The 26,343-nt window shown below is 72.4% G+C and carries 26 protein-coding genes; 2 read left to right on the forward strand and 24 right to left on the reverse strand.

Annotation, left to right across the window (positions count from 1 at the left end):
• Window positions 1-41 precede the first annotated feature (41 nt).
• The 16 genes from GCL84_RS03500 to pyrR all read right to left on the reverse strand — a co-directional run bounded on the left by GCL84_RS03500 (window position 42) and on the right by pyrR (window position 17,175).
• On the reverse strand, window positions 42-2,057 hold the full coding sequence (locus tag GCL84_RS03500; RefSeq protein ID WP_197522991.1) for a primosomal protein N': 2,016 nt from the start codon (window positions 2,055-2,057) through the stop codon (window positions 42-44).
• Window positions 2,058-2,078: 21 nt separating this feature from the next.
• Window positions 2,079-2,504 (reverse strand): DUF5313 family protein, encoded by a 426-nt coding sequence (locus GCL84_RS03505; RefSeq protein WP_156753874.1) that lies wholly within the window; start codon window positions 2,502-2,504, stop codon window positions 2,079-2,081.
• A gap of 75 nt (window positions 2,505-2,579) precedes the next feature.
• Window positions 2,580-3,785, reverse strand: coding sequence for a methionine adenosyltransferase (gene metK / locus GCL84_RS03510; RefSeq protein WP_235925967.1), 1,206 nt, complete (start codon window positions 3,783-3,785; stop codon window positions 2,580-2,582).
• A 56-nt stretch (window positions 3,786-3,841) separates the two neighbouring features.
• Window positions 3,842-5,095, reverse strand: coding sequence for a bifunctional phosphopantothenoylcysteine decarboxylase/phosphopantothenate--cysteine ligase CoaBC (gene coaBC / locus GCL84_RS03515; protein ID WP_156753875.1), 1,254 nt, complete (start codon window positions 5,093-5,095; stop codon window positions 3,842-3,844).
• Complete coding sequence (gene rpoZ, locus GCL84_RS03520) at window positions 5,092-5,379, reverse strand: DNA-directed RNA polymerase subunit omega (RefSeq protein WP_197522992.1); 288 nt, start codon at window positions 5,377-5,379, stop codon at window positions 5,092-5,094. The genes coaBC and rpoZ overlap by 4 nt, the downstream gene beginning before the upstream one ends.
• Before the next feature lie 40 nt (window positions 5,380-5,419).
• A complete protein-coding gene (gene gmk / locus GCL84_RS03525; RefSeq protein ID WP_156753876.1) occupies window positions 5,420-6,031 on the reverse strand; it encodes a guanylate kinase in 612 nt (203 codons plus the stop codon).
• Window positions 6,032-6,349 (reverse strand): integration host factor, actinobacterial type, encoded by a 318-nt coding sequence (gene mihF / locus GCL84_RS03530; RefSeq protein WP_075976531.1) that lies wholly within the window; start codon window positions 6,347-6,349, stop codon window positions 6,032-6,034.
• Between the two features lie 407 nt (window positions 6,350-6,756).
• The gene (pyrF, locus tag GCL84_RS03535; RefSeq protein WP_156753877.1) at window positions 6,757-7,578 is read right to left on the reverse strand and encodes an orotidine-5'-phosphate decarboxylase; all 822 of its coding nucleotides are present in this window, start codon (window positions 7,576-7,578) and stop codon (window positions 6,757-6,759) included.
• Entirely contained in the window at window positions 7,575-10,886 is a 3,312-nt protein-coding gene (gene carB, locus GCL84_RS03540; RefSeq protein ID WP_156753878.1) for a carbamoyl-phosphate synthase large subunit, read from the reverse strand. Before carB ends, pyrF begins: the two co-directional genes overlap by 4 nt.
• Window positions 10,886-11,509: a DUF4276 family protein gene (locus GCL84_RS03545; RefSeq protein WP_156753879.1), complete on the reverse strand. Its 624-nt coding sequence runs from the start codon at window positions 11,507-11,509 to the stop codon at window positions 10,886-10,888. Before GCL84_RS03545 ends, carB begins: the two co-directional genes overlap by 1 nt.
• A complete protein-coding gene (locus GCL84_RS03550) occupies window positions 11,506-12,681 on the reverse strand; it encodes an AAA family ATPase (RefSeq protein ID WP_197522993.1) in 1,176 nt (391 codons plus the stop codon). The genes GCL84_RS03545 and GCL84_RS03550 overlap by 4 nt, the downstream gene beginning before the upstream one ends.
• 23 nt (window positions 12,682-12,704) lie before the next feature.
• Window positions 12,705-13,829, reverse strand: coding sequence for a glutamine-hydrolyzing carbamoyl-phosphate synthase small subunit (gene carA / locus GCL84_RS03555; protein WP_156753881.1), 1,125 nt, complete (start codon window positions 13,827-13,829; stop codon window positions 12,705-12,707).
• Complete coding sequence (locus tag GCL84_RS03560; protein ID WP_156753882.1) at window positions 13,822-14,355, reverse strand: PH-like domain-containing protein; 534 nt, start codon at window positions 14,353-14,355, stop codon at window positions 13,822-13,824. Before GCL84_RS03560 ends, carA begins: the two co-directional genes overlap by 8 nt.
• Complete coding sequence (locus tag GCL84_RS03565; RefSeq protein WP_156753883.1) at window positions 14,352-15,644, reverse strand: dihydroorotase; 1,293 nt, start codon at window positions 15,642-15,644, stop codon at window positions 14,352-14,354. Before GCL84_RS03565 ends, GCL84_RS03560 begins: the two co-directional genes overlap by 4 nt.
• Complete coding sequence (locus GCL84_RS03570; protein WP_156753884.1) at window positions 15,641-16,591, reverse strand: aspartate carbamoyltransferase catalytic subunit; 951 nt, start codon at window positions 16,589-16,591, stop codon at window positions 15,641-15,643. The genes GCL84_RS03565 and GCL84_RS03570 overlap by 4 nt, the downstream gene beginning before the upstream one ends.
• Window positions 16,588-17,175 carry a bifunctional pyr operon transcriptional regulator/uracil phosphoribosyltransferase PyrR gene (gene pyrR / locus GCL84_RS03575; protein WP_156753885.1) on the reverse strand — a complete coding sequence of 196 codons (588 nt, stop codon included), beginning with the start codon at window positions 17,173-17,175 and terminating at the stop codon, window positions 16,588-16,590. The genes GCL84_RS03570 and pyrR overlap by 4 nt, the downstream gene beginning before the upstream one ends.
• A 254-nt stretch (window positions 17,176-17,429) precedes the next feature.
• Between pyrR and bldD the strand changes: the two genes are divergently transcribed.
• Window positions 17,430-17,918 carry a transcriptional regulator BldD gene (bldD, locus tag GCL84_RS03580; protein WP_018686187.1) on the forward strand — a complete coding sequence of 163 codons (489 nt, stop codon included), beginning with the start codon at window positions 17,430-17,432 and terminating at the stop codon, window positions 17,916-17,918.
• 155 nt (window positions 17,919-18,073) lie between these two features.
• Here the strand turns inward: bldD and nusB are convergent, their stop codons facing one another.
• Genes nusB through GCL84_RS03595 form a run of 3 tightly spaced genes read right to left on the reverse strand, consistent with a single transcriptional unit; the run spans window position 18,074 to window position 20,167 of the window.
• Window positions 18,074-18,493 (reverse strand): transcription antitermination factor NusB, encoded by a 420-nt coding sequence (gene nusB, locus GCL84_RS03585; protein WP_156753886.1) that lies wholly within the window; start codon window positions 18,491-18,493, stop codon window positions 18,074-18,076.
• Between the two features lies 1 nt (window position 18,494).
• On the reverse strand, window positions 18,495-19,058 hold the full coding sequence (gene efp / locus GCL84_RS03590) for an elongation factor P (protein ID WP_156753887.1): 564 nt from the start codon (window positions 19,056-19,058) through the stop codon (window positions 18,495-18,497).
• A 41-nt stretch (window positions 19,059-19,099) separates the two neighbouring features.
• Window positions 19,100-20,167 (reverse strand): M24 family metallopeptidase, encoded by a 1,068-nt coding sequence (locus GCL84_RS03595; RefSeq protein ID WP_156753888.1) that lies wholly within the window; start codon window positions 20,165-20,167, stop codon window positions 19,100-19,102.
• An 87-nt stretch (window positions 20,168-20,254) separates the two neighbouring features.
• On the opposite strand from GCL84_RS03595, the gene GCL84_RS03600 reads away from it, so the two are divergent.
• A complete protein-coding gene (locus GCL84_RS03600; RefSeq protein WP_156753889.1) occupies window positions 20,255-20,695 on the forward strand; it encodes a B-4DMT family transporter in 441 nt (146 codons plus the stop codon).
• On the opposite strand, the gene GCL84_RS03605 is transcribed toward GCL84_RS03600, so the two are convergent.
• The 5 genes from GCL84_RS03605 to aroC all read right to left on the reverse strand — a co-directional run bounded on the left by GCL84_RS03605 (window position 20,682) and on the right by aroC (window position 25,583).
• On the reverse strand, window positions 20,682-22,184 hold the full coding sequence (locus GCL84_RS03605; RefSeq protein ID WP_156753890.1) for a glycoside hydrolase family protein: 1,503 nt from the start codon (window positions 22,182-22,184) through the stop codon (window positions 20,682-20,684). The two genes, GCL84_RS03600 and GCL84_RS03605, sit on opposite strands and share 14 nt — an antisense overlap.
• 141 nt (window positions 22,185-22,325) lie before the next feature.
• Window positions 22,326-22,757 (reverse strand): type II 3-dehydroquinate dehydratase, encoded by a 432-nt coding sequence (gene aroQ, locus GCL84_RS03610; RefSeq protein ID WP_156753891.1) that lies wholly within the window; start codon window positions 22,755-22,757, stop codon window positions 22,326-22,328.
• Window positions 22,754-23,866, reverse strand: a complete 1,113-nt coding sequence (gene aroB, locus GCL84_RS03615) for a 3-dehydroquinate synthase (protein ID WP_197522994.1) — start codon at window positions 23,864-23,866, stop codon at window positions 22,754-22,756. Before aroB ends, aroQ begins: the two co-directional genes overlap by 4 nt.
• Complete coding sequence (locus GCL84_RS03620; protein ID WP_156753892.1) at window positions 23,863-24,396, reverse strand: shikimate kinase; 534 nt, start codon at window positions 24,394-24,396, stop codon at window positions 23,863-23,865. Before GCL84_RS03620 ends, aroB begins: the two co-directional genes overlap by 4 nt.
• Entirely contained in the window at window positions 24,393-25,583 is a 1,191-nt protein-coding gene (aroC, locus tag GCL84_RS03625) for a chorismate synthase (protein ID WP_156753893.1), read from the reverse strand. The genes GCL84_RS03620 and aroC overlap by 4 nt, the downstream gene beginning before the upstream one ends.
• Window positions 25,584-26,343: the final 760 nt, after the last annotated feature.

Raw genomic sequence — 26,343 nt, forward strand, 5'->3', positions numbered from 1 at the left:
GCCACACCTGGTTGGGGCGGTGGGCGGTGCTGGGGGGTTGGCTAGACCAGGTCTTGGGGGTCCATGCGGACTCGGGCGGGGGTGGGGTCCTTGCGGACCACGCGGGAGGTCAGTGCCGTGGAGAGGGCTGCCGCCAGTTGGTGGCCCTGGGGGCGGGGGACGCGGATGAGGGCGCGTTCGGTGGCGCCCTGGTCGTCCAGCGGGACGGGGCCCAGGACCTCGCCGTTGTCGGGGAGGGCCAGGGCGTTGAGGAGGGTCGCCACGGCTTCGGGGGTTCCGTCGACCGCCGCCATGCGGACCGCTGGGGGGAAGCCGAGTTCGGTGCGGCCCGCCAGTTCCAGGCTGGCGTGCCAGGCGGGGTCCCAGCGGACCAGGGCCTGGACGGGGGCCAGGGTGGAATCCGCGAGCACCACGACGCGGCCGCCGTGGGCGGCGGGGACGACCATGCCGGCGGCGGCCATCCAGTGGCGGAGGGCCTTCTCGGTGGCGCGCAGGTCGGAGCGGCCCAGCAGGGCCCAGCCGTCGAGGAGGAGGGCGGCGCCGTAGCCGCCCTCGGCCACTGGTTCGGCGCCGGGGGTGGCGATCACCAGGGCGGGTTTGGCGGGGACCGACGCGAGGATGTCGGAGCCGCCGGAGGTGCGGATGGGGTGGCCGGGGAAGGACCTGCCCAGTTCCTCGGCGGTGCGCTTGGCGCCGACGACGGCGGCGCGGAGTTTGCGGGAGCCGCAGGCCGAGCAGCGGTGGTTGGCGTCGACGGCGGCGCACCAGTGGCAGGTGGGGGGGCTGTCGCCGGGGAGTTGCAGGGGGCCCGCGCAGCGGCGGCAGCGGGCGGGGGCGCGGCAGTCCTGGCAGGTCAGGGCGGGCACGTAGCCCCGGCGCGGGACCTGGACCAGGACCGGGCGGCCCGCGCTGAGGGCGGCGCGGGCGGCCTCGAAGGCCACCGCGGGGATGCGGGCGGTGCGGGCGGCCTCGTCGCGGGCGAGTTGGCTGTCGTGCTCGCCGAGGGCGGTGACCCGGGGGGCGGCGGCGCGGAGCTGGTCGCGGGCGGCCACGAGCTGCACCGCCCAGCCGGTGTCGACCAGGCGCTGGGCCTCCGCGGTCCTGGCGAACCCCGCCACCAGCACCGCCGCGCCGGTCAGCTCGGCGCGGGTGATCAGCACGTCGCGGGCGTGGGTGTGCGGGGCGCTGATCTCCGAGTGCTGGTCGTCGCCGTCGTCCCACACCACGAACACGCCGGGGTCGGCGACCGGGGCGTAGGCGGTGCTGCGCGCGCCGACGGCGATGCGCGGGCCGCCCCGGCGCACCGACAGCCAGGAGCGGTACCGGGCCGACGGGCCCTGGTCGGCCGACAACGCCACCACCGCGCCCGCGCCGACGAGGGCGACACAGGCCGCGTGCACCCTGGCGACGTCGCGGTGGTCGGGGACGACGACGACCGCGCCGCGCCCGCCCGCGGCCGCCGTGGCGGCGACCTCGGCCAAGCGGGCGGGCCAGTCCTCCCCCGGCAGCGCCTGCCACACCGCGTGCGCCTGCCTGCCCGCGTTGACGGCGTTGAGGAACGCCTGCCCCCACTGGTAGCGCGACCACGCCTCGGCGGCGGGTCGCGGCGGGGCGGGCACCGGCTCGGGCGGCGGCTCGCTCTCCGGCTTGGGCCGCCGGGCGGGCACGGCCTCCTTGAGCACGTCGCACAGGTTGCCCGCGTAGCGCTCGGCCACCGCCCGGCACAGCTCGACCGTCTGCGGGGTCAGCACCGGCTCCGGGGACACGACCTGCTCGAGCAGCATCAGGTCGCGCTCGTACTCGGCCTCGGCGACCCGCTCGATGAGGAACCCGGCCACGAGCTGCCCGGAGAACCGGACCCGCACCCGGCAGCCGGGCACGGCCGTCTCCGCCGCGCTCGCGGGCACCCAGTACTCGAACAGCTTATTGACGTTGTGCGCCGAGACCTCCACGCACACGCGGGCCACCGGCAGCTCCGCGGCGGCGCCCTTGGGCGGCGCAGGCTTGGGGATGGTCACCTCGAACAGCGCGTCCGCGCTCGCGGGTGGGGTGGCCATGGACGAGGGTCTACCAGACGCTCAGCGCTCGCGGCGGTCCGGGTCAGCACCACCGTCGGACGGGCCGTCGGCGTACAGCGAGGCGTAGAGCTCGGCGACCTCGGCGCGGTCGCGGCTGCCGGACCCCTCGCGGATGTCGCGGTTGATCCCGGCCGGGAAACCGTGCTTGACCAGCCGCCGCTCGGCCGCGTCCTCCATGAACGACAGCGAGAAGTACAGGCCGGTCGCGTAGCCCGCGGCGACCATCGACAGCCGCAGCGACAGCGGCCCGGGGACCAGCAGCACCAGCCAGATCGGCAGGAACAGCACCATCACCCTGGCGAAGTGCCGCAGCACCCAGGTGCGAGTGGTCAGGTCCCACAGCACCCACATGCGGTTGCGCTCGGGCAGCGTCCCGCCGACGGCGTACCAGAGCCAGTGCAGCGGATTGGGACGGACGAAGCGCATGCCACCTCCTCTGGTCACGACAACGGGCCGCCACCGGTATACCCGGTGGCGGCCCGTTGGAACGTGCTGGGGCCGCTAGGCGCCCGCGAGGCTCTTGAGGGCCTCGGCGCGGTCGGTGGCCTCCCACGGCAGCTCGATGTCGGTGCGGCCGAAGTGGCCGTACGCGGCGGTCGGCGCGTAGATCGGGCGCAGCAGGTCCAGGTCGCGGATGATCGCGGCCGGGCGCAGGTCGAAGACCTCCTTGATCGCGGACACGATCTTGGCCGGGTCGACCTTCTCGGTGCCGAAGGTCTCCACGAACAGGCCGACCGGGGCGGCCTTGCCGATCGCGTAGGCGATCTGCACCTCGATGCGGTCGGCCAGGCCCGCGGCCACCGCGTTCTTGGCGACCCAGCGCATGGCGTAGGCGGCCGAGCGGTCGACCTTCGACGGGTCCTTGCCGGAGAACGCGCCGCCGCCGTGGCGGGCGAAGCCGCCGTAGGTGTCGACGATGATCTTGCGGCCGGTCAGGCCCGCGTCGCCCATCGGGCCGCCGATGACGAAGCGGCCGGTGGGGTTGACCAGCAGCCGCACGTTGTCGGTGTCGAGCTCCAGGTTGGCCAGCTCGGGGGCCACGACCTGCTCGCGCACGTCGACGCCGAGCAGCTTGTCCAGGTCGACGCCCTCGGCGTGCTGGGAGGACACGACGATGGTGTCCAGGCTGACCGCGCGGTCGCCGTCGTAGCCGATGGTGACCTGGGTCTTGCCGTCCGGGCGCAGGTAGGGCAGCACGCCGTCCTTGCGGACCTTGGTCAGGCGGCGGGCCAGCCGGTGCGCCAGCGCGATCGGCAGCGGCAGCAGCTCCGGGGTGTCGGTGTTGGCGTAGCCGAACATCAGGCCCTGGTCGCCCGCGCCCTGCTTGTCGATCTCGTCGTCGCTGGTCTCGACCCGCGACTCGTGCGCGGTGTCGACGCCCTGGGCGATGTCCGGGGACTGCGCGCCGATGGCGATGTTGACGCCGCAGGAGTTGCCGTCGAAGCCCTTGGCCGAGGAGTCGTAGCCGATGTCGAGGATGCGCTCCCGGACGATGGCCGGGATGTCGGCGTAGGCGCTCGTGGTGACCTCGCCCGCGACGTGCACCTGGCCGGTGGTCACCAGGGTCTCCACCGCCACCCGGGAGCGGGGGTCCTCGGTGAGCAGGGCGTCGAGGATCGAGTCGCTGATCGCGTCACAGATCTTGTCCGGATGCCCCTCGGTCACCGATTCAGAGGTGAACAGCCGCAGGCCCTTGTTGTCACTCACGCCGTTTCCCACTCCGTTTCGCAGTTCAAGGTCGATTCACGAGCTGGCCGATGGCCCTAGCCTGGCGCATCGGCGGACCCAGTGCGCAATTTGATCACGGCGTCCCACACTTCGGTCGCCATTCGGGCCTTTGAGCCGAGTCGGATCGGCCATTCGGAGCCGTCCGCGCTGAGCAGCCAGCCAGAGTTGTCCTCGGTCTCGAACGCCTTGCCCTCCCCGACGGCGTTGACCACGAGGAGGTCGCACCCCTTGCGGGCGAGCTTGGCGCGGGCGAAGTCGAGCACCCCGGTGCCGCCGTCGCCGGTCTCGGCGGCGAAGCCGACGACGGTCTGCGCCGGGCGCGGGACCTCGCGGCGGGCCCGGACCAGCTCGGCCAGGATGTCCGGGTTGCGCGTCAGCGCGATGGCGGGGTCCGGCTCGTCGTCGGATTTCTTGATCTTGTGCTCGACCCGCTCGGCGGGCCGGAAGTCGGCGACCGCGGCGGCCATCACCACGACGTCGGCCTCGGCGGCGGCCCGGTGCACGGCCTCGCGCAACTGCTCGGCGGTGCCCACGTGCTCGACGACGGCCCCGGCGGGCTCGGGCAGCGCCTGGGTGTGCGCGGAGACCAGGGTGACCTCGGCCCCGCGCTGCACGGCGGTGCGGGCCAGCGCGTAGCCCTGCTTGCCCGACGAGCGGTTGCCCAGCCAGCGCACCGGGTCCAGCGGCTCGCGCGTGCCGCCAGCGGACACGACCACGCGCAGGCCCTCGAGGTCGCGCGGCAGCGCGCCCGGGTGCTCGATCAGCAGCCGGGCCAGGTCGGTGATCTCGGCCGGGGCGGGCAGCCGCCCCTTGCCGGTGTCCTTGCCGGTCAGCCTGCCGCTGGCGGGCTCGGCGACCACGGTGCCGCGCGAGCGCAGCGTCGCGACGTTGGCGCGGGTCGCGGGGTGCTCCCACATCTCGGTGTGCATCGCCGGGACCAGCAGGACCGGGCAGCGCGCGGTGAGCAGGGTGTTGGTCAGCAGGTCGTCGGCCAGGCCGTGCGCGGCCTTGGCCAGCAGGTCCGCCGTGGCGGGCACGACGACGACCAGGTCGGCCTCCTGCCCGAGGCGCACGTGCGGGACCTCGGGCACGTCGGCGAACACGCCGGTGTGCACCTTGTTCCCGGACAGCGCCTCGAAGGTGGCGGCGCCGACGAAGTTCAGCGCCGCCGCCGTGGGCACGACCCGCACGTCGTGACCGGTCTCGGTGAGACCGCGCAGGACCTCGCACGCCTTGTAGGCGGCGATGCCGCCGCCGACGCCGAGGACGACGCGGGGCCGCTGGGTCACTCGCCCTCGGTGTGCTCGAGAAGGCCCGCGTGGATCTCGCGGAGCGCGATCGACAGCGGCTTCTCGCGCGGGCCCGGCTCGACGAGCGGGCCGACGTACTCCAGCAGGCCCTCGCCGAGCTGGGCGTAGTAGTCGTTGATCTGGCGTGCGCGCTTGGCCGCGTAGATGACCAGCGCGTACTTCGAGCTGACCTTGTCGAGCAGGTCATCGATGGGCGGGTTGGTGATGCCCTCGAGGGTGCTCGACGGCTCGCCGGGTGCGCCCAGCTCGGGAGAGGTGATCACGCGCAACGCTCCAACTAGCTAGAAGAAGGCAGGGGGCGGCTCAGGACCGACCCTGCTCAGAACTGTCTGTGAGCACCCAGGTTAGCAACTCGCTGGCGGCAACCCGAACATCGCTGTTGATGAGCACCTTGTCGAACTCCGATTCGGCGGCCAGTTCGTCCTTGGCCACGGCCAGCCGCTTGGCGATCAGGGCCTCGTCCTCGGTGCCGCGGCCGACGAGCCGGGTGACCAGGGTCTCCCAGGACGGCGGCACCAGCATGACCAACTGCGCCTCGGGCATCGCGGCACGCACCTGCCGCGCCCCCTGCAGCTCGATCTCCAGCACCGCGGGCCTGCCCGCGTCCAGCGCCGCCTCGACGGCGGCGCGGGGGGTGCCGTAGTGGTTGCCCGCGTACTCGGCGTGCTCGAGCAGCTCGCCCGCGCCCGCGAGGCGGTCGAACTCGGCCTTGTCGACGAACCGGTAGTGCTGCCCGTCGACCTCGCCGGGGCGGGGCGGGCGGGTGGTCACCGAGACCGAGAAGTAGAGGTCCGGGTGCAGCGCGCGCAGCGCGGCGACCACGCTGGACTTGCCGACGCCGGACGGGCCGGACACAACAGTGAGCCGAGGCCGGGTGGTGCCCGGCCTCGGCTCAAAGCCTGCTGAGGAGCTCACTCACTCGCCGCTGAACTCGGCGAGCAAGGCCTTGCGCTGACGGTCGCCGAGGCCGCGCAGACGGCGGCTGGGCGCGATCTCGAGGCGCTCGATGATCTGCTGGGCACGCACCTTGCCGACGCCCGGGAGGGCCTCGAGCAGCGCGGTGACCTTCATCTTGCCCAGGACCTCGTCATTGTCGGACTGCGCCAGCACCTCTTTGAGAGTGGTGCCGCCGCGCTTGAGGCGCTCCTTGAGTTCGGCTCGCGCGCGACGGGCGGCAGCCGCCTTCTCCAGCGCTGCGGCCCGCTGCTCCTCGGTCAGCTGGGGAAGGGCCACGATTTCCTCCGTGGGGGTGGGATTTCTTCCGGATCGGTGCCGCGACGTTACCGACCCCTGGCCAGGGGAGACAACGCGGGTCCGCCCTGTGCGCACCGTGACCGGAGCCGAAAAGTTGATCAACGAACAGTGACACCGGGGCTACGACCTGCGGCGATCATAGCGCGGATGATCGGCTCCGTCCGGTGACCGACCGCGATCGGACGGCTGCGGGGGGCGAAAGTGTCGCGCGCGACACGCCGGAGCGCGGCACGGTCCCACCCGGACAGACCACTCGCTTCATGCGGCCTCTCACCTGCGAAGACGCCATTTGACCGAAAAAAACGGCGAAACGGGCATCAAATACCCATTTCGCCGCTTCTTCCGCGCCGCGTCGCGATGATCGACTTCTGTCGCGAACCCGCCAGTCAGGCGAGCAGCGAGGCGTTCACCGCCCGTGCGGCCGCCGCCAGCGCGACCGGGTCCGGGCCGTGCCGCAGGATGTCGCGCGAGCTGGCGGGCAGCACGTGCGCCTGCGACGGCCCGAACACCCGGCGCAGGTCCTCGGGCCCCGCGCCCTGGGCGCCGAGGCCGGGGGCCAGCACCGGGCCGTTGAGCGCGGACAGGTCCAGGCCGGTGGCGCCCACGGTCGCGCCGACGACCAGGCCCACCGAGCCGAGCGGGGTCGCGCCGGTGTTGCGCGCGGCGGCGGCGTCGACGACGTTCTGCGCGACGGTGCGGCCGCGGTCGTCGACCGCGCGCTGCACCGAGGCGCCCTCCGCGTTCGAGGTCATCGCCAGCACGAACACGCCGCGGCCGGTCTCGGCGGCCAGGTCCAGCGCCGGGTCGAGCGAGCCGAAGCCGAGGAACGGCGACAGCGTCACCGCGTCGGCGGCCAGCGGCGACCCGTCGGACAGGTACGCCTCGGCGTAGGCGGCCATGGTCGAGCCGATGTCGCCGCGCTTGACGTCGAGCAGCACCAGCGCGCCCGCGGCCCGCGACTCGGCGATGACCCGCTCCAGCACCGCCACGCCCCGGGACCCGAACGCCTCGAAGAACGCCGACTGCGGCTTGACCACGGCCACCTCGCCCGCCAGCGCCTCCACGGCGGTGCGCGCGAACCGCTCCAGGCCCGCGGCGTCGCGCGGCAGGCCCCAGTCGGCCAGCAGGCCCGGGTGCGGGTCGATGCCCGCGCACAGCGGCCCCCTGGCCGCCACCGCGGCGGCCAGGCGGGCGCCGAACGGGCTCACTCGCCCGCCATCTCGGCGCGCAGGGCCCGCTGCAGCTCCTGCAGGGGCCGGACCCCGATGTCGTCGCGGATCATCGCCTCGATGCCGTGCACCGCGGCCGCGGCGCCCTGGATCGTGGTGATGCACGGGATGTCGCGCGACACCGCCGCCGTGCGGATCTCGTAGCCGTCGACGCGCGGGCCGTGGTTGCCGTACGGGGTGTTGACGACCATGGCGACCTCACCCGCGCGGATCAGGTCGACGATGTTGTCCGCGCCCTCGAAGTGCTTGCGCACCACCGTGCACGGGATGCCGTTGCGGCGCAGCACCAGCGCGGTGCCCGAGGTCGCCAGGATCTCGAAGCCCAGGTCGGCGAGCCGCTTGACCGGGAAGATGATCGCCCGCTTGTCCCGGTTGGCCACCGAGACGAACACCTTGCCGCTGCCGGGCAGCGAGCCGTAGGAGGCCGTCTGCGACTTGGCGAACGCGGTGCCGAACGAGTAGTCGATGCCCATGACCTCGCCGGTGGACTTCATCTCCGGGCTCAGCAGCGAGTCGACGCCCTGGCCGTCCTTGGTGCGGAACCGGTGGAAGGGCAGCACCGCCTCCTTGACCGCGACGGGCGCGCCCTCCGGCAGCTCCGCGCCGTCGCCGACGGCGTTGAGCATGCCCTCGGCGCGCAGCTCGGCGATGGTGGCGCCGAGCATCACCCGGGCGGCGGCCTTGGCCAGCGGCGCGGCGGTCGCCTTGGACACGAACGGCACGGTGCGGCTGGCGCGCGGGTTGGCCTCCAGCACGTAGAGCACGTCGTCCTTGAGCGCGTACTGGACGTTGAGCAGGCCGCGCACCCCGACGCCGAAGGCGATGGCCTCGGTGGAGCGGCGCACGGCGTCGAGGTCCATCTTGCCCAGCGTGATCGGCGGCAGCGCGCACGCCGAGTCGCCGGAGTGGATGCCCGCCTCCTCGATGTGCTCCATGACGCCGCCGAGGTAGACCTCGGTGCCGTCGCAGAGCGCGTCGACATCGATCTCGATGGCGTCGTCGAGGAACCGGTCGACCAGCACCGGGTGCTCCGGGGAGACCTCGGTGGCGCGCTCGATGTAGCCGGCCAGCGACCCCTCGTCGTAGACGATCTCCATGCCGCGCCCGCCGAGCACGTAGGAGGGGCGCACCAGCACCGGGTAGCCGATCTCGTCGGCGATCCGCTTGGCCCCGGCGAAGGAGGTCGCGGTGCCGTACTTGGGCGCGGGCAGGCCCGCGCCGGTCAGCACGTCGCCGAACGCGCCGCGGTCCTCGGCGAGGTGGATGGCCTCCGGCGGGGTGCCCACGATCGGCACGCCCGCGTCGGCCAGCCGCTGCGCCAGGCCGAGCGGGGTCTGCCCGCCGAGCTGCACCACGACGCCCGCGACGGTGCCCGAGACCTGCTCGGCGTGCACGACCTCGAGGACGTCCTCGAAGGTCAGCGGCTCGAAGTAGAGCCGGTCGGAGGTGTCGTAGTCGGTGGAGACGGTCTCCGGGTTGCAGTTGACCATCACGGTCTCGAACCCGGCCTCGCGCAGCGCCATCGCCGCGTGCACGCAGGAGTAGTCGAACTCGATGCCCTGCCCGATGCGGTTGGGCCCGGAGCCCAGGATCAGCACCTTGGGCCGGTCGCGCTGCGGGGCCACCTCGGTCTCGGCGTCGGGGTCGAGCTCGTAGGCCGAGTAGTGGTACGGGGTGGTGGCGGCGAACTCGGCCGCGCAGGTGTCGACGGTCTTGTACACCGGCCGCACGCCGAGGCGGTGGCGCAGCGTGCGCACCCCGTCCTCGCCAGCCAGCTCGGGGCGCAGCGCGGCGATCTGCCGGTCGGACAGGCCGGAGCGCTTGGCCCGGCGCAGCAGCAGGCCGTCGAGCACGGGCGCGTCGATGATCTCCGCGCGCAGCTCCTCCAGCGCGGCGATCTGGTCGATGAACCACGGGTCGATGCCGCTGGCCTGGTGCACCTCGTCGATCGTCGCGCCCATCCGCAGCGCCCGCTCGAGGGTGTAGAGCCTGCCGTCGTGCGGGGTGCGCAGCGCGTCGATGGCCCCATCGAGGGTCACCGGGTCCGGGTCGGGCGTGGTCCAGAACCCGGCGGCCTTGGTCTCCATCGACCGCAGCGCCTTGCCCAGCGCCTCGGGGAAGCTGCGGCCGATGGCCATCGCCTCGCCGACGGACTTCATCGTGGTGGTCAGCGTCGGGTCGGCGCCGGGGAACTTCTCGAAGGCGAACCGGGGGACCTTGACCACGACGTAGTCGAGCGTGGGTTCGAAGGAGGCCGGGGTCTCCTTGGTGATGTCGTTGGTGATCTCGTCGAGGGTGTAGCCGATGGCCAGCTTGGCGGCGATCTTGGCGATCGGGAAGCCGGTGGCCTTCGACGCCAGCGCCGAGGACCGCGACACCCGCGGGTTCATCTCGATGACGACCATCCGCCCGGTCTGCGGGTGGATGGCGAACTGGATGTTGCAGCCGCCGGTCTCGACGCCGACCGCGCGCAGCACGTCGATGCCCACGTCGCGCATGTGCTGGTACTCGCGGTCGGTCAGCGTCATCGCCGGGGCGACGGTCACCGAGTCGCCGGTGTGCACGCCCATGGCGTCGATGTTCTCGATGGAGCAGATGACGACGACGTTGTCGCGCTTGTCGCGCATCAGCTCCAGCTCGAACTCCTTCCAGCCGAGCACGGACTCCTCGATGAGCACCTCGGTCACCGGGGACTCGGTGAGCCCCAGCGACGCCAGCCGCTCGAGGTCCTCGGCGGTGTAGGCCAGGCCGGAGCCGAGGCCGCCCATGGTGAACGAGGGCCGGATGACGACCGGCAGGCCCAGCTCCTCGACGGTCTCGCGCACCTCGGCCATGGAGTGGCAGACCCGGCTGCGCGGGGTCTCGCCGCCGATCTCGGCGACGATGTCCTTGAACTTCTGCCGGTCCTCGCCGCGCTGGATGGCGTCGATGTCGGCGCCGATCAGCTCGACGTCGTACTTGGCCAGGGTCCCGCGCTCGTGCAGGGCGACCGCGGTGTTGAGCGCGGTCTGCCCGCCGAGGGTCGCCAGGATCGCGTCCGGGCGCTCGGCGGCGATGACCTTCTCCACGAACTCGGGCGTGATCGGCTCGATGTAGGTCGCGTCGGCGAACTCCGGGTCGGTCATGATCGTGGCCGGGTTGGAGTTGACCAGGCTGACCCGGATGCCCTCCTCGCGCAGCACCCGGCAGGCCTGGGTCCCGGAGTAGTCGAACTCGCAGGCCTGGCCGATGACGATCGGGCCGGACCCGATCACCAGCACGTGCTTGATGTCCTCGCGCTTGGCCATCAGTTGCTGCCCTCCATCAAACGACGAACACCGTCGCGGAACTTCTGGAAACTTGCGGATTCATTAGCCTCGACATTCATGGTCAAGGCAATGGCGTCAGCCGCCTCCAATTTGCGGAGACCGGACTGGTGGTACCCGTGGGATTTGAAGACCCGCTCCAACGCCTCCCACGTCCCGCCCTTGATCGCGTCAGGATCACGAAACCCCGCCTTGCTCCCCAGGCTGAGCGGAACCTTCGGATACGCTCGGTTGATCGCGGGCACATCGCCGAAGAACCAAGCTTCGAGTTCCTCGATCGCGATCCTGTTCACCAAGTGCACATCACCTGGCCTGCCCGTAACGACCAGGCCCGCGTCTTCGGCCATGCGATCAAGGTCGCGCTTCAACTCGACGCAGTCGTCATCGTCCCGATCGACCAAGATCACGATCTTGACCGGCTGCCAACGCAACCTCTTCGCATAACCGGCGAGACGAGAAGGGAGGTTCTTCAACAAGGTGGTCTTGCCGTTGAACTCCCGAATCTCGAATGACACGGCTGGAACGATCTTGGGCAGCAGGCGCCGCAGCGCCGCAGCCGCTGACCGCTCCTCAACGAGGACCTCGAGGTACTCGCCCGTGGTCATCGCGGTCGCCCCGACCTGACCAGCGGATCGCCAACCCCGAAATAGCCCTCCATCCACAGGCTGCCCAGGGAGCCACCCGCGTCCACCATGTCAGTCAGCTCCCGGATGTCGGACGCACGCATCGTCCGGGCGTAGCCCGTCTCATCCCGGAAAAGGACCCAAAGCTCATTCGGGCGCAGCGCGTCAGCAAAGTACGGAGAGTGCGTCGTCACCAGCATCTGGCTTCGCCCGGCGGCGGAACGGGCTTCCTCCGCGAGGTCGAACAGGAGTCGCGGGTGCAACTGGTTCTCCGGCTCCTCGATGCCGACAATCGAGGCCGGGTCGGGGTCGTACAACACGGTGAGGTAGGCGAGGAGCTTCAGCGTGCCGTCCGACACGAACTTGGCGAGCACGGGCGCGTCGAACGGTTTGTCCTTCAGCCTCAGCAAGAGCCTGCCGTCAGCCATCTGCTCGGATTCGACGCTCTCCAGCGATGGGATTCGCCTGCCCAGCACGTCGAAAATGGTGGCAAGGCGGTCGGGGTGCTGCTCGCCGAGGTACTGGATGACGTTGGCCAAGTTGTCACCGGTGACCGACAACCGCTCCTGGGGACCAGCCATCGGCTGGGACCGGACCAGGTCGATGTTCAAGTACGACAGGTACCAACCCGTGATGAACCGCCGCAGCGCGGAGACCTGCGGGTAGCGGCTGAGCTGGCCCAGGCTGCTCACCGCGAGCAGATCAGGCGAGTCGAGCCGCTCCGACACCTTGATGCCCGCTTGCTCGTCGTAGACCTCGCCTACCCCCTCGGAGAACGAGAGGATGTCGCGCGGACGCCCAGACCCGGGAGCGGTGTTCCACTGCAGTCGTTCGTCGACGACGACAGGGCCTCCCCCCCTTTCGTCGAGCGCAAGCTTGTAGGTCACAAGCCGCGAACTGGGGGTCTCCCGGTACTTCAGCTCAAACTCGACAGGTCCCTCGGCCCCCCGGCTGCGAATCTCGCTCAACCGGTTGCGGCCGTCCCACGCTCGGCGCAGATTGGTGGTAAAAGCCTCGTGCAAAAAGGCAAAAACGTCGAATACGGTGGACTTCCCACTTCCATTTGGACCGAAAAGCACCGTCAGCGGCGTGAGATCTTCAAAGGTGACATCGCGGAGCACCCGGTAGTTGCGTATTCGCAACTTCGCGATCACTGGTTTCCCAGCCCGGGCGGCCATCAGCGGTTGCCCTCCATCAGCTCGGCGAAGCGGTCGAACAGGTCCGCGGCGTCGTGCGGGCCCGCGGCGGCCTCGGGGTGGTACTGCACGGAGAAGGCGGGCACGTCCAGCGCCCGCACGCCCTCGACGCAGCCGTCGTTGGGGCAGTAGTGGCTGACCTCGGCGGCCCCGAACGGGGTGTCGAAGGGCTTGCCCGGCTCGCCCGCGAGGGCGAAGCCGTGGTTCTGCGAGGTGATCGCGACCTTGCCGGTGGCCACGTCGATCACCGGGATGTTCACGCCGCGGTGGCCGTAGCGCAGCTTGTAGGTGTCCAGGCCCAGGGCGCGGCCGAGGATCTGGTTGCCGAAGCAGATGCCGAACAGCGGGATCTCGCGCTCCAGCACGGCCCTGGTCAGCGCGACCGGCCCGTCGGCGGTGGCGGGGTCGCCGGGGCCGTTGGACAGGAAGACGCCGTCGGGCTCGACGGCGAGGACGTCGTCGATGGTGGCGGTGGAGGGCAGGACGTGGGTCTCGACGCCCCGGGCGGCCAGCATCCGGGGGGTGTTGGACTTGATGCCCAGGTCGATCGCGGCCACCCGGAAGCGGCGCTCGCCGTCGGCGGGCACGACGTAGGCCTCAGCGGTGGTGACCTCGCCCGCCAGCTCGGACCCGGCCATCTTCGGGCTCTCCAGCACGCGCGCGACCATCGCGTCGCGGTCGCGCAGCGCCTCGCCGGAGAACACCCCGGCGCGCATCGCCCCGCGCTCGCGCAGGTGCCGGGTCAGCGAGCGGGTGTCGACGCCGCTGATGCCGATGACGCCGCCGTCGACCAGCGCGGCGTCGAGGGTCCCGGTGGAGCGCCAGTTCGACGGGACGCGCGCGGGGTCGCGCACGACGTAGCCCGACACCCAGATGCGGGCGGACTCGTCGTCCTCGCCGTTCCAGCCGGTGTTGCCGATCTGCGGGGCGGTCTGCACCACGATCTGCCGGTGGTAGGAGGGGTCGGTCAGGGTCTCCTGGTAGCCGGTCATGGCGGTGCAGAACACCACCTCGCCGAAGCTCGCGCCGCGCGCGCCGTAGGCCTCGCCGGGGAACACCCGGCCGTCCTCCAGGACCAGCGCGGCGGGGGAACTGGTGTCACTCACCGGTCTTCACCTCCGGGTTCAGCGCGCGCACAGCGGGCACCCACCTGTCGTAGTCGTCCTTGTCGTCGGCCCGGAAGCCGGTGTCGAACCCGTGCCCGTCGACGTCCCAGCGGACGACGAGCAGGCCGTCGCGGCCCATCACCTTCCCGGCGATCCCGGCCTCGGTGCGCGCGGTGCGCACGGCGGCCGCCGGTATCCACACGGCCGTGGCGCCCTCGCGGTCGAACAGCACCCCGTCGGGGAGCAGGTGCGCGGTGGCGTTGGCGCGGAAGCCGACGTCGCCGACGGCGACCCGGTCCTGCCAGCTCGCCTCGGTCACCGTGCTGGCGTAGACGCCGGTGCTCGGCGGCAGCAGCGCCTCCAGCTCGCCCGCGCGGGCCTTGGCCAGCAGACCGTCGGGCACGGGCGGGAAGGCGGGGAGCTGCGCGGCCTGCCTGCGGGCGCGGCCGCGGTAGCCCCACCACATGAGCAGGGCGAACAGCAGGATCACCGCCAGCGTCAGCAGGGTCAGCACTAGGCGGGTCACTTGGTGGCCTTCCCGTCTCGGGCGGTGAGGGCTCCGCGCAGCAGGGTCGCCACGACGACGCCCGGCAGCTCCATGCCCTCGTAGGGAGTGTTCGCGGCGACGCTGGCCAGGTCGGCCCCGCGCACGGTCCAGCGGCCCGCCGGGTCGACCAGCGCCAGGGTGGCGGGCTCGCCGACGGCGATCGGGCGGCCGTGGTCGGCCAGCCCGGCGATCTCGGCGGGGCGCTCGCTCATCACCCGCGCCACGCCGCGCCAGTCCAGCAGCCCGGGGCCGACCATCGTCTGCACGACGATCGGCAGCGCGGTCTGCAGGCCCAGCATCCCCGGCCGCGCGGCGGACCACTCGCAGTCCTTGTCCTGCGCCGCGTGCGGGGCGTGGTCGGTGGCCACGCAGTCCACTGTGCCGTCCGCGAGCGCGGCGCGCAGGGCGGCGGCGTCGGTGCTCGTGCGCAGCGGCGGGTTGACCTTGTTGACCGGGTCGTAGGTGCTCAGCCGCGAGTCGTCGAGCAGCAGGTGGTGCGGGGTGACCTCGGCGGAGACGGTGGTGCCGCGGGCCTTGGCCCAGCGCAGCACGTCCGCGGTGCCCGCGGTGGAGACGTGGCAGACGTGCAGCCGGGCGCCGACGTGGCGGGCCAGCAGGCAGTCGCGGGCCACGATCGACTCCTCGGCCACCGCGGGCCACCCGGCCAGGCCCAGCCGCGCGGCCAGCTCGCCCTCGTGCGCCTGCGCGCCGACGGTCAGCCGGGGCTCCTCGGCGTGCTGGGCGACCACCGCGTCGAGCGCCTTGGTGTACTCCAGGGCCCGGCGCATGATCAGCGGGTCGGCCACGCACAGGCCGTCGTCGGAGAACACCCGCACGCCCGCCGCGGACCGGGCCATCGTGCCCAGCTCGGCGAGCCGCTCGCCCTTGAGCCCGACGGTGACCGCGCCGACCGGGTGCACGTCGACCAGGCCGACCTCCCGGCCGCGCCGCCACACGTGCTCGACGACCACGGCGTTGTCGGCGACCGGGTCGGTGTTGGCCATGGCGAACACGGCGGTGTACCCGCCCAGCGCCGCGGCCCGCGACCCGGTCTCGATGGTCTCGGTGTCCTCGCGGCCGGGTTCGCGCAGGTGGGTGTGCAGATCGACGAACCCGGGCAGGGCGACCAGGCCGCCCGCGTCCAGCACCTCGTCGGCGTCGTGATCGATCTTGGGCTCGATGGCGGCGATGACGCCGTCGCGGACCAGGATGTCCACCGGCTCGCCCTCGCCGTAGGGCTTGGCGCCCCGGATGAGCAGGCTGCTCACGATTGATCCTCTTCTCCGGCCAGCAGGTGGTACAGCACGGCCATGCGCACGTGCACGCCGTTGGTGACCTGCTGGGTGATGGCGGCCCGGGGCGAGTCGGCCACGGCGGCGGAGATCTCCATGCCGCGCAGCATCGGGCCCGGGTGCAGCACGGGGGCGTGCGCGGGCAGCAGCGAGAGCCGGTTCGCGTTGAGGCCGTAGGCGATGGCGTACTCGCGGGCCGACGGGAAGAACCCGCCGTGCATGCGCTCGGCCTGCACCCGCAGCATCATCACCGCGTCCAGGCCGGGCAGCTCGGCGTCGAGCTCGTGGGTGACCACCAGCGACCCGCCCGCGCCGACCGGCCAGCCCGCCACCCCGGTGGGCAGCAGGGTCGGCGGGGCGATGAGCACGACCTCCGCGCCCAGGGTGGTCAGCAGGTGCACGTTGGACCGGGCGACCCGGCTGTGCAGCACGTCGCCGACCACGCCGATCCGCTTGCCCGCGAGGTCGCCGAGCCGGTCCCGCAGCGTGGCCGCGTCCAGCAGCGCCTGGGTGGGGTGCTCGTGGGTGCCGTCGCCCGCGTTGACCACGCTGGTCCCGGCCTCGGCCAGCCACCCGGCCAGCCGGTGCGCGGCCCCGGAGGCGGGGTGGCGCACGATCACGCAGTCGGCGCCCGCGGCGGCCAGGGTCAGCGCCGTGTCGCGCAGCGACTCGCCCTTGCTCACCGAGGACCCGCCTGCGGAGACGTTGACCACGTCGGCGCTCATCCACTTCCCGGCGATCTCGAAGGACACGCGGGTGCGGGTGGAGTTCTCGTAGAACATCGTGATCACGGTCCGGCCGCGCAGCGTCGGCAGCTTGCGCACCTCCCGGCCCAGCAGCGTCCGCTTGAGACCGTCCGAGGTGTCCAGCACGGCGAGCGCGGTGTCGCGGTCGAGGCCCTCGGTGCCCAGCAGGTGTTTCACCCGTCTCCTTCCCGGAACAGCACGACGCCGTCGCGGCCGTCGGTCTCGGCCAGCAGCACGCGGACCTCCTCCGAGCGCGCCGTGGGCACGTTCTTGCCCACGTAGTCGGCGCGGATGGGCAGCTCGCGGTGGCCGCGGTCGACCAGCACCGCGAGCTGCACCGCGCGCGGGCGGCCCGCGTCGCGCAGCGCGTCGAGGGCGGCGCGGATGGTGCGGCCGGAGAACAGCACGTCGTCGACGAGCACGACCAGGGCGTCGTCGACGCCGCCGGGCGGCAGCGCGGTCTCGCCGATCGGGCGGGTCGGCCTGCGGCGCAGGTCGTCGCGGTAGAGGGTGATGTCGAGCGCGCCGGTGGGCACGCTCACACCGGAGAACTCGGCTATCCGCTCGGCCAGCCTGGTCGCCAGCGGCGCGCCCCTGGTGGGGATGCCGAGCAGGACGACCGGCGCGGCGCCGGAAGCACCGAGCGATGTCTTCTCGATGACCTGATGGGCCATTCGGGCGATGGTGCGCGCGACGTCTCCGGCCGACAGCAGCTCGCGCTGCCCGGCCGGTTCCGGCGCGCCACGGTCTCGCGGCGGCACGGCGGACTCCTTCCCCGCCTCACCGGACGGGTCCTTAAAGGATGTCGGTCGATCCTCTGACCTGGGATCGGTGCGACCGTATCAGGGTCACAGCCGGTTTCGAACGGGTGGTGGATGTGGCTTCGGCGACGCCCGGACGCCGGATCGGCTTGACCTGGTGGCAACTGTGGGTAACCATTACTCTGCGTGTTGAGGTGAAGCTACCCGCGGCGGGCTTGAGCGCCGACGGGGCGAAGGAAATGGAGAACCGCCGTATGGGCGACTACGCCAAGGCGCTGGGAGCCAAGCTCCGTGCCATCCGCCAGCAGCAGGGGCTGTCGTTGCACGGCGTCGAGCAGAAGTCCGGTGGCCGCTGGAAGGCGGTGGTCGTCGGCTCCTACGAGCGCGGCGACCGCGCGGTGACCGTGCAGAAGCTCGCCGAACTGGCGGACTTCTACGGCGTCCCGGTGGTGGAGCTGCTGCCGGAGGGCCGCGTTCCCTCCGGGGCCGAGCCCGCCACCAAGATCGTGATCAACCTGGAGCGGCTGCAACAGCTCCCTGCCGAGAAGGTGGGCCCGCTGGCCCGCTACGCCGCGACCATCCAGAGCCAGCGCGGCGACTACAACGGCAAGGTCCTGTCCATCCGCACCGAGGACCTGCGGTCGCTGGCGATCATCTACGACATGACCCCGGGTGAGCTCACCGAGCAGCTCATCGACTGGGGGGTGCTCCCGCCCGAGGCCAGGCCCTCCAAGGAGGACTGAGCCGAGCGCTGCCGCCCTCCCGCCCCCACTTCCCCACCCGGTGCCGTCCCCGGCCCAGGTGGGGACGTGCGGCTGGCGGCGCGAGCGGGTCGGGCGTTCCAGACGCCGGAGAAGCCCGCACACAGGTCCGTGTGCGGGCTTCTCCGGCGTCAGCGCTACAGGGTGGCGCGGAGGCGGTCGGCGATACCGGCGATGCGGCCGAGCACGCCGTTGATGAACCGCGGCGAGTCGTCGGTGGACAGCGACTTGGCCAGTTGCACGGCCTCATCGATCGCGACCGCGTCGGGCACGTCCTGGGCCCAGAGCAGCTCGTAGAGGCCCAGCCGCAGCACGGCGAGGTCGACCGCGGGCATCCTGGCCAGCGACCAGCCCTCGGCGTGCTCGGTGAGCAGCTCGTCGATCCGGGTGCGGTGCGAGCTGATGCCCTCGACCAGCGCCACGGTGTAGTCGTTGATCGGCGGCACGTCCGGCGAGCCGACCCGGTCGGCCATGATGGTCACCGGGTCGCTGCCGCGCACCGCCGCCTCGAACAGCAGGTCGACGGCGCGCTTGCGGGCCTTGCTGCGGGCTCCCACGTCAGCTGCTGACGCGGCCGAGGTAGCGCCCGTCGCGGGTGTCGACCTTGACCTTCTCGCCGGTGGTGACGAACAGCGGCACCTGGATCTCGGCGCCGGTCTCCAGCTTGGCGGGCTTGGTGCCGCCGGTGGAGCGGTCGCCCTGCAGGCCGGGGTCGGTGTGCTCGATGACCAGCTCGACCGAGGTCGGTAGCTCGATGAACAGCGGCACGCCCTCGTGCGAGGAGATGGTGGCCTTGCCGTTCTCGAGCAGGAACTTCGCGGCGTCGCCGACCACCTCGACGGAGATGCCGATCTGCTCGAAGGTGTCGCCGTCCATGAAGTAGTACTCGGTGCCGTCGTTGTACAGGTAGGTCATGTCGCGGCGGTCCACGGTGGCGGTCTCGACCTTGACCCCGGCGTTGAAGGTCTTGTCGACGACCTTCCCGGTCATCACGTGCTTGAGCTTGGTCCGCACGAAGGCGGGGCCCTTGCCCGGCTTGACGTGCTGGAACTCGGTGACGGTCCAGAGCTGGCCCTCGAGGTTGAGCACCAGGCCGTTCTTCAGGTCGTTCGTCGAGGCCACTTGCTTCGATCTCCTGTAATCAGCGCGTGGATGGCCGTGGGTCAGACGACCATGAGCTGCTTGGTGGTCAGCGTGAGGAGCTCGGGACCGGTGTCCCGCACGACGAGCGTGTCCTCGATGCGGACGCCGCCGCGGCCGGAGTGGTACACACCCGGTTCGACGGTGACCGCCATACCGACGGAGAGTGTACCTTCGGCGGTCTTGGCCAGGCTGGGGGCCTCGTGGACCTGCAGTCCGACGCCGTGGCCGAGGCCGTGGACGAACCGCTCCCCCTCCCCCGCCGCCTCGACCACCGCGCGCGCGGCCCGGTCGACGTCCCTGGCCGCCACGCCCGGCGCGAGCGCGTCCACCCCCGCCTGCTGCGACCGCGCGACGAGGTCGTAGACCTCCCGCTGCCAGTCGGCCGCCTTGCCCAGGACGAGGGTGCGGGTCATGTCGGAGTGGTAGCCGTCGACGGTCGCGCCGAAGTCGAGCTTGAGGAAGTCGCCGGTCCGCAGCACCGCGGCGCCCGGCCGGTGGTGCGGGACGGCGGAGTTGGCGCCCGCGGCCACGATGCTGGGGAACGACCGCTCCTCGGCGCCGTGGTCGAGCATCCGCCGCTCCAGGTCGAGCGCGACCTCCTGCTCGGTCCGCCCCACCAGCCCCCCGCGCTCGACCAGGTCGGCCAACGCCCGGTCGGCGGCGGCACACGCCATCCGCAGCGCCTCGACCTCGCGTTCGTCCTTGACCAGCCGCAGCCGCTCGACGAGATCCGGCGCCCGGGTGAACCGCGCCCGGCTGCGCCCCTGCAACTCGTCGAGGCCGTCAACGGTCACGTGCCGCGACTCGAAGCCGACCGCGCCCGCGGCCCGCTCGGCGAGGACCTGGGCGCTCGCGCGCCCGTCGAGGGTGGTCAGGTCGGGGACCTCCACCGCCGCCTGCTCGATGTAGCGCCCGTCGGTGCAGAACAGGCTGCTCTCCTCCGCGTGGGTGACGAGGAGTGCGGCGTTGGAACCGGTGAAACCGGTCAGGTACCTGATGTTCACCAGGTCCGTGACCAGGAGCGCGTCGAGTTCGCGGGCCGCCAGGAGTTGCCTGAGCGCGGCTCGCCGGTGAGCGTGGGTTGCCATGCCGGGAGCCTACGTCTCGACCGCCCTCCACCCGGTTGGCGCTCGCCGCCCCGGACACGGGGGCGCACCTGCGCTTAGGCTCTGGTGATGCGTCTGTGGGTGGTTCGGGGAGCGGTTCTGGCGGTCGTGCACGCGGTCATCACGGTGGTGGTCGCGGGGGTGAAGGCGGCCAACCCCACGGGGCAGACCGTGGTCGAGGCGGTTTCCCTCGGTGTGCTGGTGGGTGTCGCCGCTGTGTGGGCGGCGGTTGACGGGTGGCGGGTGGTTCCTGGGCGCGGGTGGGCGTGGGTGCTGGCCTCGGTGGTGGCGGGTGTGGGGTCCGCGGTGTTGTCGGTGGTCGGGCGGGCGTTGTTCGTGGATCAGACCGGTGTCAGTTCGCTGGGGCAGGCGCTGACGGGTGGGGCGGCGTTCTCGGCGTTGTTGGTGTTGTTGCCCGCGGGGCTGGGGTTGGTGGTGGGGCCGCGTTTGGAGGGCGGGCGCGCTGTGGGCGCCGAGGTCGAGCCGCGGCCGCGGGCTAACGGCGGCTGACGAGGTCGGGGCCGCGCTGGTAGGCGTCCCACTCGAGGGGTGACACCTTGTCGAACGTGGAGGCGTTGAGCGCGGCCAGGATGGGGTCGGACAGGGCCCAGAGCCGCTTGTCGTCGAGGACGAGCCCCATCCCGCGGGGCGGGGACTCGATGGCGGTGGCCGAGGCGCCGAGGTGGGCCGCGACCGGCACCGCGTCGAGCGCGGGGACGCGGTGGTCGAGGATGCGCAGCGCCAGCCGCTCGGCGACGCTGCGGCGCTCGATGCGCACGACCCCGCCGTGCACGACCATGTCGACGGTGCGCGCGGGTGAGGGCATGGCGAAGCCCTCCAGGGTGCGCAGCGCGCGCTGCGGGTCCAGGCAGGCCGCGGTGCCGGTGAGGTCGGCGCCGAAGGCACGCAGGTCGGTCGGGGCGTCGCGGTGCGCGGTGGCCCGCACGAGGTCGACCGGGAGCCGCTGGCACGGGTCCTCCAACGACGGCAGCGCGTGCCCCTCGGGGTCGCGGACCAGGCCGGGGCCCTCCTTCCACGGGCCGGGGATGGTCACCGGCTCGTGCGGGTGGCGGGTGAACCCGACGTCCCAGAAGGTCAGGGTGGTGCCGTCGCTGGTCTCGTGGGCGATGGCGAAGGCGTTGAGCGGGTCGACCCACATGATGTCGGCGCTGAACGCGTCGACCACCGAGCGCTCGCGGACCTCGGTGCCGGTGGCCCGGGCGAAGCCGCCCTCACCGAGCGCCTCCACGTCCGCGCCGAAGGCCGGGTCGCGGGAGCGCAGGACGAACTGGCCCGCCCCGTTGAAGCCCGCGCCGCGGCCGGTGGTGTCGGTGAACATCAGGTAGAACCAGCCGTCGAGGTGCACGACCGCGGGCTGGCCCGCGCCGTAGGTGTTCTCCCTGCCCACGTCGTTGGCCGAGGTGACGATCGGCTGCCCGCCGTTGGCCCTGGTCCAACTCCGACCGTCCGGGCTGGTGGCCAGCCCGATGGCGTTGCCGTAGGCGTGCTCGCCCGCCGCGCCGGTGTAGTAGAGGTAGTAGGTCCCGGCGACCTTGATCACCGACGGGTCGCAGGTGTGCACCCCGTCCCACCCGGTCGTGCTGCCGGAGAACACCGCCATCCCCGGGGAGCCGTCCGGGGCGACGAACGGCCCGTTGGGGCTCGGGGCCTCGGCGTGGAGCACGTCGTCGCCGGGCGGCAGGGCGGTCCCGATCTGGCTGCACCACCACATCCGGTGCACCCCGTTCTCCACGATCAGCGTCGGCGCGTAGTTGTAGACCGCGTCCAGCCCGCCCGCGGCGACCACGCCGCCGCTGGCGCGGGGCCGGTCGGTGCCGAGCACGACCGGGTTGACCTGCTGGGGCGGAGGCGTGGCGGTGGTGCCGGGGGGCGCGCTGGGCTCGGTGATGCCCTTGGCGTCGATCGTGCACCCGGACGCGGCGACCAGGGCGACCACGGTCGCGGTCGAGGTCAGGGCGCGCCGGAGCCTGCTCGGCATGCGGGTGGGGACCTCCGTGCCAGTGGCGCCGTCGGGGATCGGCGCCGGGAACAGTCTAGGCCGGGTTGTGCGAGCCCCGTGCCTCTGCCCCGTGCCCTCCTGCCCTGTGCCATGCGGCCAGGCGTCCGTCGAGACCTGGGCTCAGCCCGCGTTCGCCGCCAGCCAGCGCAGGGCCAGGGCGTACCCGTCGACGCCGAGGCCGACGATCACGCCGGTGGCGATGTCGCTGAGGTGGCTGGTGTGCCGGAAGGGCTCCCGCTTGTGCACGTTGGAGATGTGCACCTCCAGCAGTGGGGCGTTGAGCTGGGCGGCGGCGTCGCGGACCGCGATCGAGTAGTGCGTCCACGCGGCGGCGTTGAGCACGACCGGCGCGCGCTCGTCGGCGGCCTCGTGCAGCCAGCCGAGCATCTGCGCCTCGGCGTCGGTCTGGCGGACCAGCACCTCGATGCCCAGCTCGGCCGCCGTCGCCTCGCACAGCGCGACCAGGTCGGCGTGCGTGGTCGAGCCGTAGACCTCCGGCTCGCGGGTGCCCAGCCTGCCCAGGTTGGGGCCGTTGAGGACGTGCACCCTCACAGCAGGACCGCCCCCGGGCCCTTGCCGCCCTCGCCCGCCACCGCCGAGTAGGCGGCGGCCAGCAGCGCCGGGTCCGGGCCCTCCAGCCGGGTCGGCTTGGCCAGGCCGTCGAGGACGACGAAGCGCAGCACGCCGGACTTGGTCTTCTTGTCCCCGAGCATGGACTCCACGAGCTGCGGCAGCGCGTCCGCGTCGTAGCTGACCGGCAGGCCCAGCGTGGTCAGCACGGCGCGGTGCCGGTCGGCGGTGGCGTCGTCGAGCTTGCCCGCGAGCCGGGCCAGTTCGGCGGCGAAGACCATGCCGACGCTGATCGCCGCGCCGTGGCGCCAGCGGTAGCGCTCGCGGCGCTCGATGGCGTGGCCCAGGGTGTGGCCGTAGTTGAGGATCTCCCGCAGGTCGGACTCGCGCAGGTCGGCGGCGACCACGTCGGCCTTGATCTGGACCTTGCGCCGGATCAGCTCGGGCAGCACCTCGCCCTCGGGGTCCAGCGCCGCCGCCGGGTCGGCCTCGATCAGGTCGAGGATCACCGGGTCGCCGATGAACCCGCCCTTGACCACCTCGGCCATGCCCGCGACCAGGTCGTGGCGCGGCAGCGAGGACAGGGTGGCCAGGTCGACCAGGACGGCCGAGGGCTCGTGGATCACCCCGACCAGGTTCTTGCCCGCCTCGGTGTTGATCCCGGTCTTGCCGCCGAGGGCGGCGTCGACCATGGCCAGCAGCGTGGTCGGCACGTTGACCAGCTTGATGCCGCGCATCCAGGTCCCGGCGACGAACCCGCCCAGGTCGGTGACCGCGCCGCCGCCCAGGGCCAGCACCGCGCCCTGCCGGTCGAGGCCCATCCGGCCGAAGACCTCCCAGCAGAACGCCGCCACCGACAGCGCCTTGCCGTCCTCGGCGTCCGGGATCTCCACCCGGTGCGCGTCCAGCCCGGCCTTGACCAGCTCGTCGCGGGTGGCCTCCGCGGTGGCCGCGAGCGTCGGCTGGTGGATGATCGCCACCTTCGACGCCCCCGCCACGGCGGCGACGACCTCGTCGAGCAGCCCCCTGCCGATCACCACGTCGTACGGGCGGCCGGTGGCCACCCTGATCCGAACCGGCTGCACCGTCAACGCCCTTCCTGGTCTGTGTCAGTCCCCGCGCGCACCGCGCCCGCGAGCTCGGCGGCGACCTCGACCGGGTCCCGGCCGTCGGTCAGCACCTCGACGGAGGCCACCTGCCGGTAGAGCGGCAGCCGCGCCTCGAGCAACTCCTTGAACTTGGCCCTCGGGTTGATCCCGACCAGCAGCGGCCGGGCCACCGACAGGCCGGTGCGGCGCATCCCCTCGGCCATGCCCACGTTGAGGAACACCACGTGGTGGGCGGCCAGCAGCTCCCGCGTGCGCTCGGAGAGCACGGCCCCGCCACCCAGCGCCAGCACCCCGGGGTGCTCGGCCAGACCCGCGGCGACGGCCTGCTCCTCCAGCTCGCGGAACACCGCCTCGCCGTCGGTGGCGAAGATGTCGGTCACCGGCCTGCCCTGCGCGGCGACGATGTCGGCGTCGGTGTCGCGAAACCCCAACCCCAACGCGTCCGCCAACGCCTCGCCGACGGTGGTCTTGCCCGCCCCCGGCGGACCGACCACCACCGCGACCGGGCTCACCAGCGCTTCCGCAGCGCCTCGAGGTACCCCTCGGCGTTGCGGCGGGTCTCGTTCAGCGAGTCGCCGCCGAACTTCTCCAACGCGGCCTCGGCCAGCACCAGCGCCACCACCGACTCGAGGACGACCCCGGCGCGCGGCACCGCGCAGACGTCCGACCGCTGGTGGATCGCCACGGCGGGCTCCCCGGTCACCACGTCGACGGTGGACAGCGCCCTGGGCACGGTGGAGATCGGCTTCATCGCCACCCGCACCCGCAGCGGCTCACCGTTGGTGATGCCGCCCTCGAGGCCCCCGGCCCGGTTCGAGCGCCTGCTCACCCCGGTCACCGACCCCGGGTCCCGGTCGATCTCGTCGTGCGCCTGGCTGCCCCACCGGGTGGCCGTGGTGAACCCGTCGCCGACCTCGACGCCCTTCATGGCCTGCACGCCCATCAGCGCCCCGGCCAGCCGCGAGTCCAACCGCCGGTCCCAGTGCACGTGCGACCCCAGACCGGGCGGCAGCCCGTAGGCGATCACCTCGATGACCCCGCCCACGGTGTCCCCGGCCTTCTTGACCGCCTCCACCTCGGCGACCATCGCGTCGGTGCCCACCTGCCCGAACGCCCGCACCGGGCTCTCATCGATCGCCGCCAGGTCCGAGGGCAACGGCAACGGCCCCTCCGGCGCGACCGCCCCCCCGATCGAGACGACGTGGCTGACCACCTCGATGTCCAGCAACTGCCGCAGGAACGACTTGGCGACGGTGCCCAGCGCCGTCCTACTGGCGGTCTCCCGGGCACTGGCGCGCTCGAGCACCGGCCGAGCCTCGGGGAAGTCGTACTTCTGCATGCCGGGCAGATCCGCGTGCCCCGGCCGCGGCCTGGTCAGCGGCTCGTTGCGCCCCAACTCGGCCAGCTCGGCCTGGTCGACCGGATCGGCCGACATGACCTTCTCCCACTTGGGCCACTCGGCGTTGGCGATGCGCACCGCCACCGGCCCGCCCTGGGTGAGCCCGTGCCGGACCCCGCCGACGAACTCCACCTGGTCGGTCTCGAACCCCATCCGAGGACTCCGCCCGAACCCCAGCCGCCGCCGCGCCAACTGCTCGCCCAGCTCAGCCGAGGTCACCCCCACCCCAGCGGGCATCCCCTCGAGCACGGCCATCAGCTCGGGCCCGTGCGACTCTCCAGCAGTAATCCAACGAAGCACGTCTGAATCCTGTCATGTCAGCGGGATGCCGCCGAGGTCAACCCGGTTGGGGGTTGCTCCGCGCCCGGGTGAGTATCTCTGGGTCCGGTGGTGGTTGGGGGTTGTGACCTAGGGTGATGTGTGCCGCAGGTGGGTGGGTTGAGCGGCGCTTGTGGGGTGGGGCTGAGGTCGCCGCACGGGGTGGGGCTGGGCTGGTCCGTGCCTGGTGGGGGTTCTGGCCGAGTGGGCAGTGTCGGGGTGGCGCGGCGAGAGGTGGGATTGGTCGGGTGGGCTGGAGGTTTGGTTGGTCGGCCGGCTTGGCGGGCAGGGGTGGTGGAGTTGGGTGGCGGGACTTCGGGCCGGGGTTTGACCGCGTCAGGTTCGTGCCGTGTTGGCGGTGGTTGTGGTTGGTCGGGTCAGGTGCGACTCGACTGAGCCAGGTTGAGGTGCGCAGGTAACTAAGCAGGGCGGTTGGTCAGGATTGGGCTGGTTGGGTCACTGTTCGGGGTGGCTGGGCTGGGCTGGCAAGGGGGTGAGCCGGATGGGCGAGCCAGTTGTGTTGGCCGCACCGAGCTGGGGTGGGGTCCGTTGATCGGACCGCGCTGGGTTGGGTTGAGCTGGGTGGGACCGGACCGGTCGGAGCGGATCGGGTTGGGCTGAGTCGGGTCAGAGCGAACCGGGCTGGGCAGGGCCCGGTTGAGTCGGGCAGGGCCGGCCGGGCCGAATCGGCTTGGACCGGGCTGGGCTGGGTTGGGCTGGACCGGGCTGGGTTGGGCCGGGC

This window comes from Actinokineospora pegani (assembly GCF_009745975.1).
GTDB lineage: Bacteria > Actinomycetota > Actinomycetes > Mycobacteriales > Pseudonocardiaceae > Actinokineospora > Actinokineospora pegani.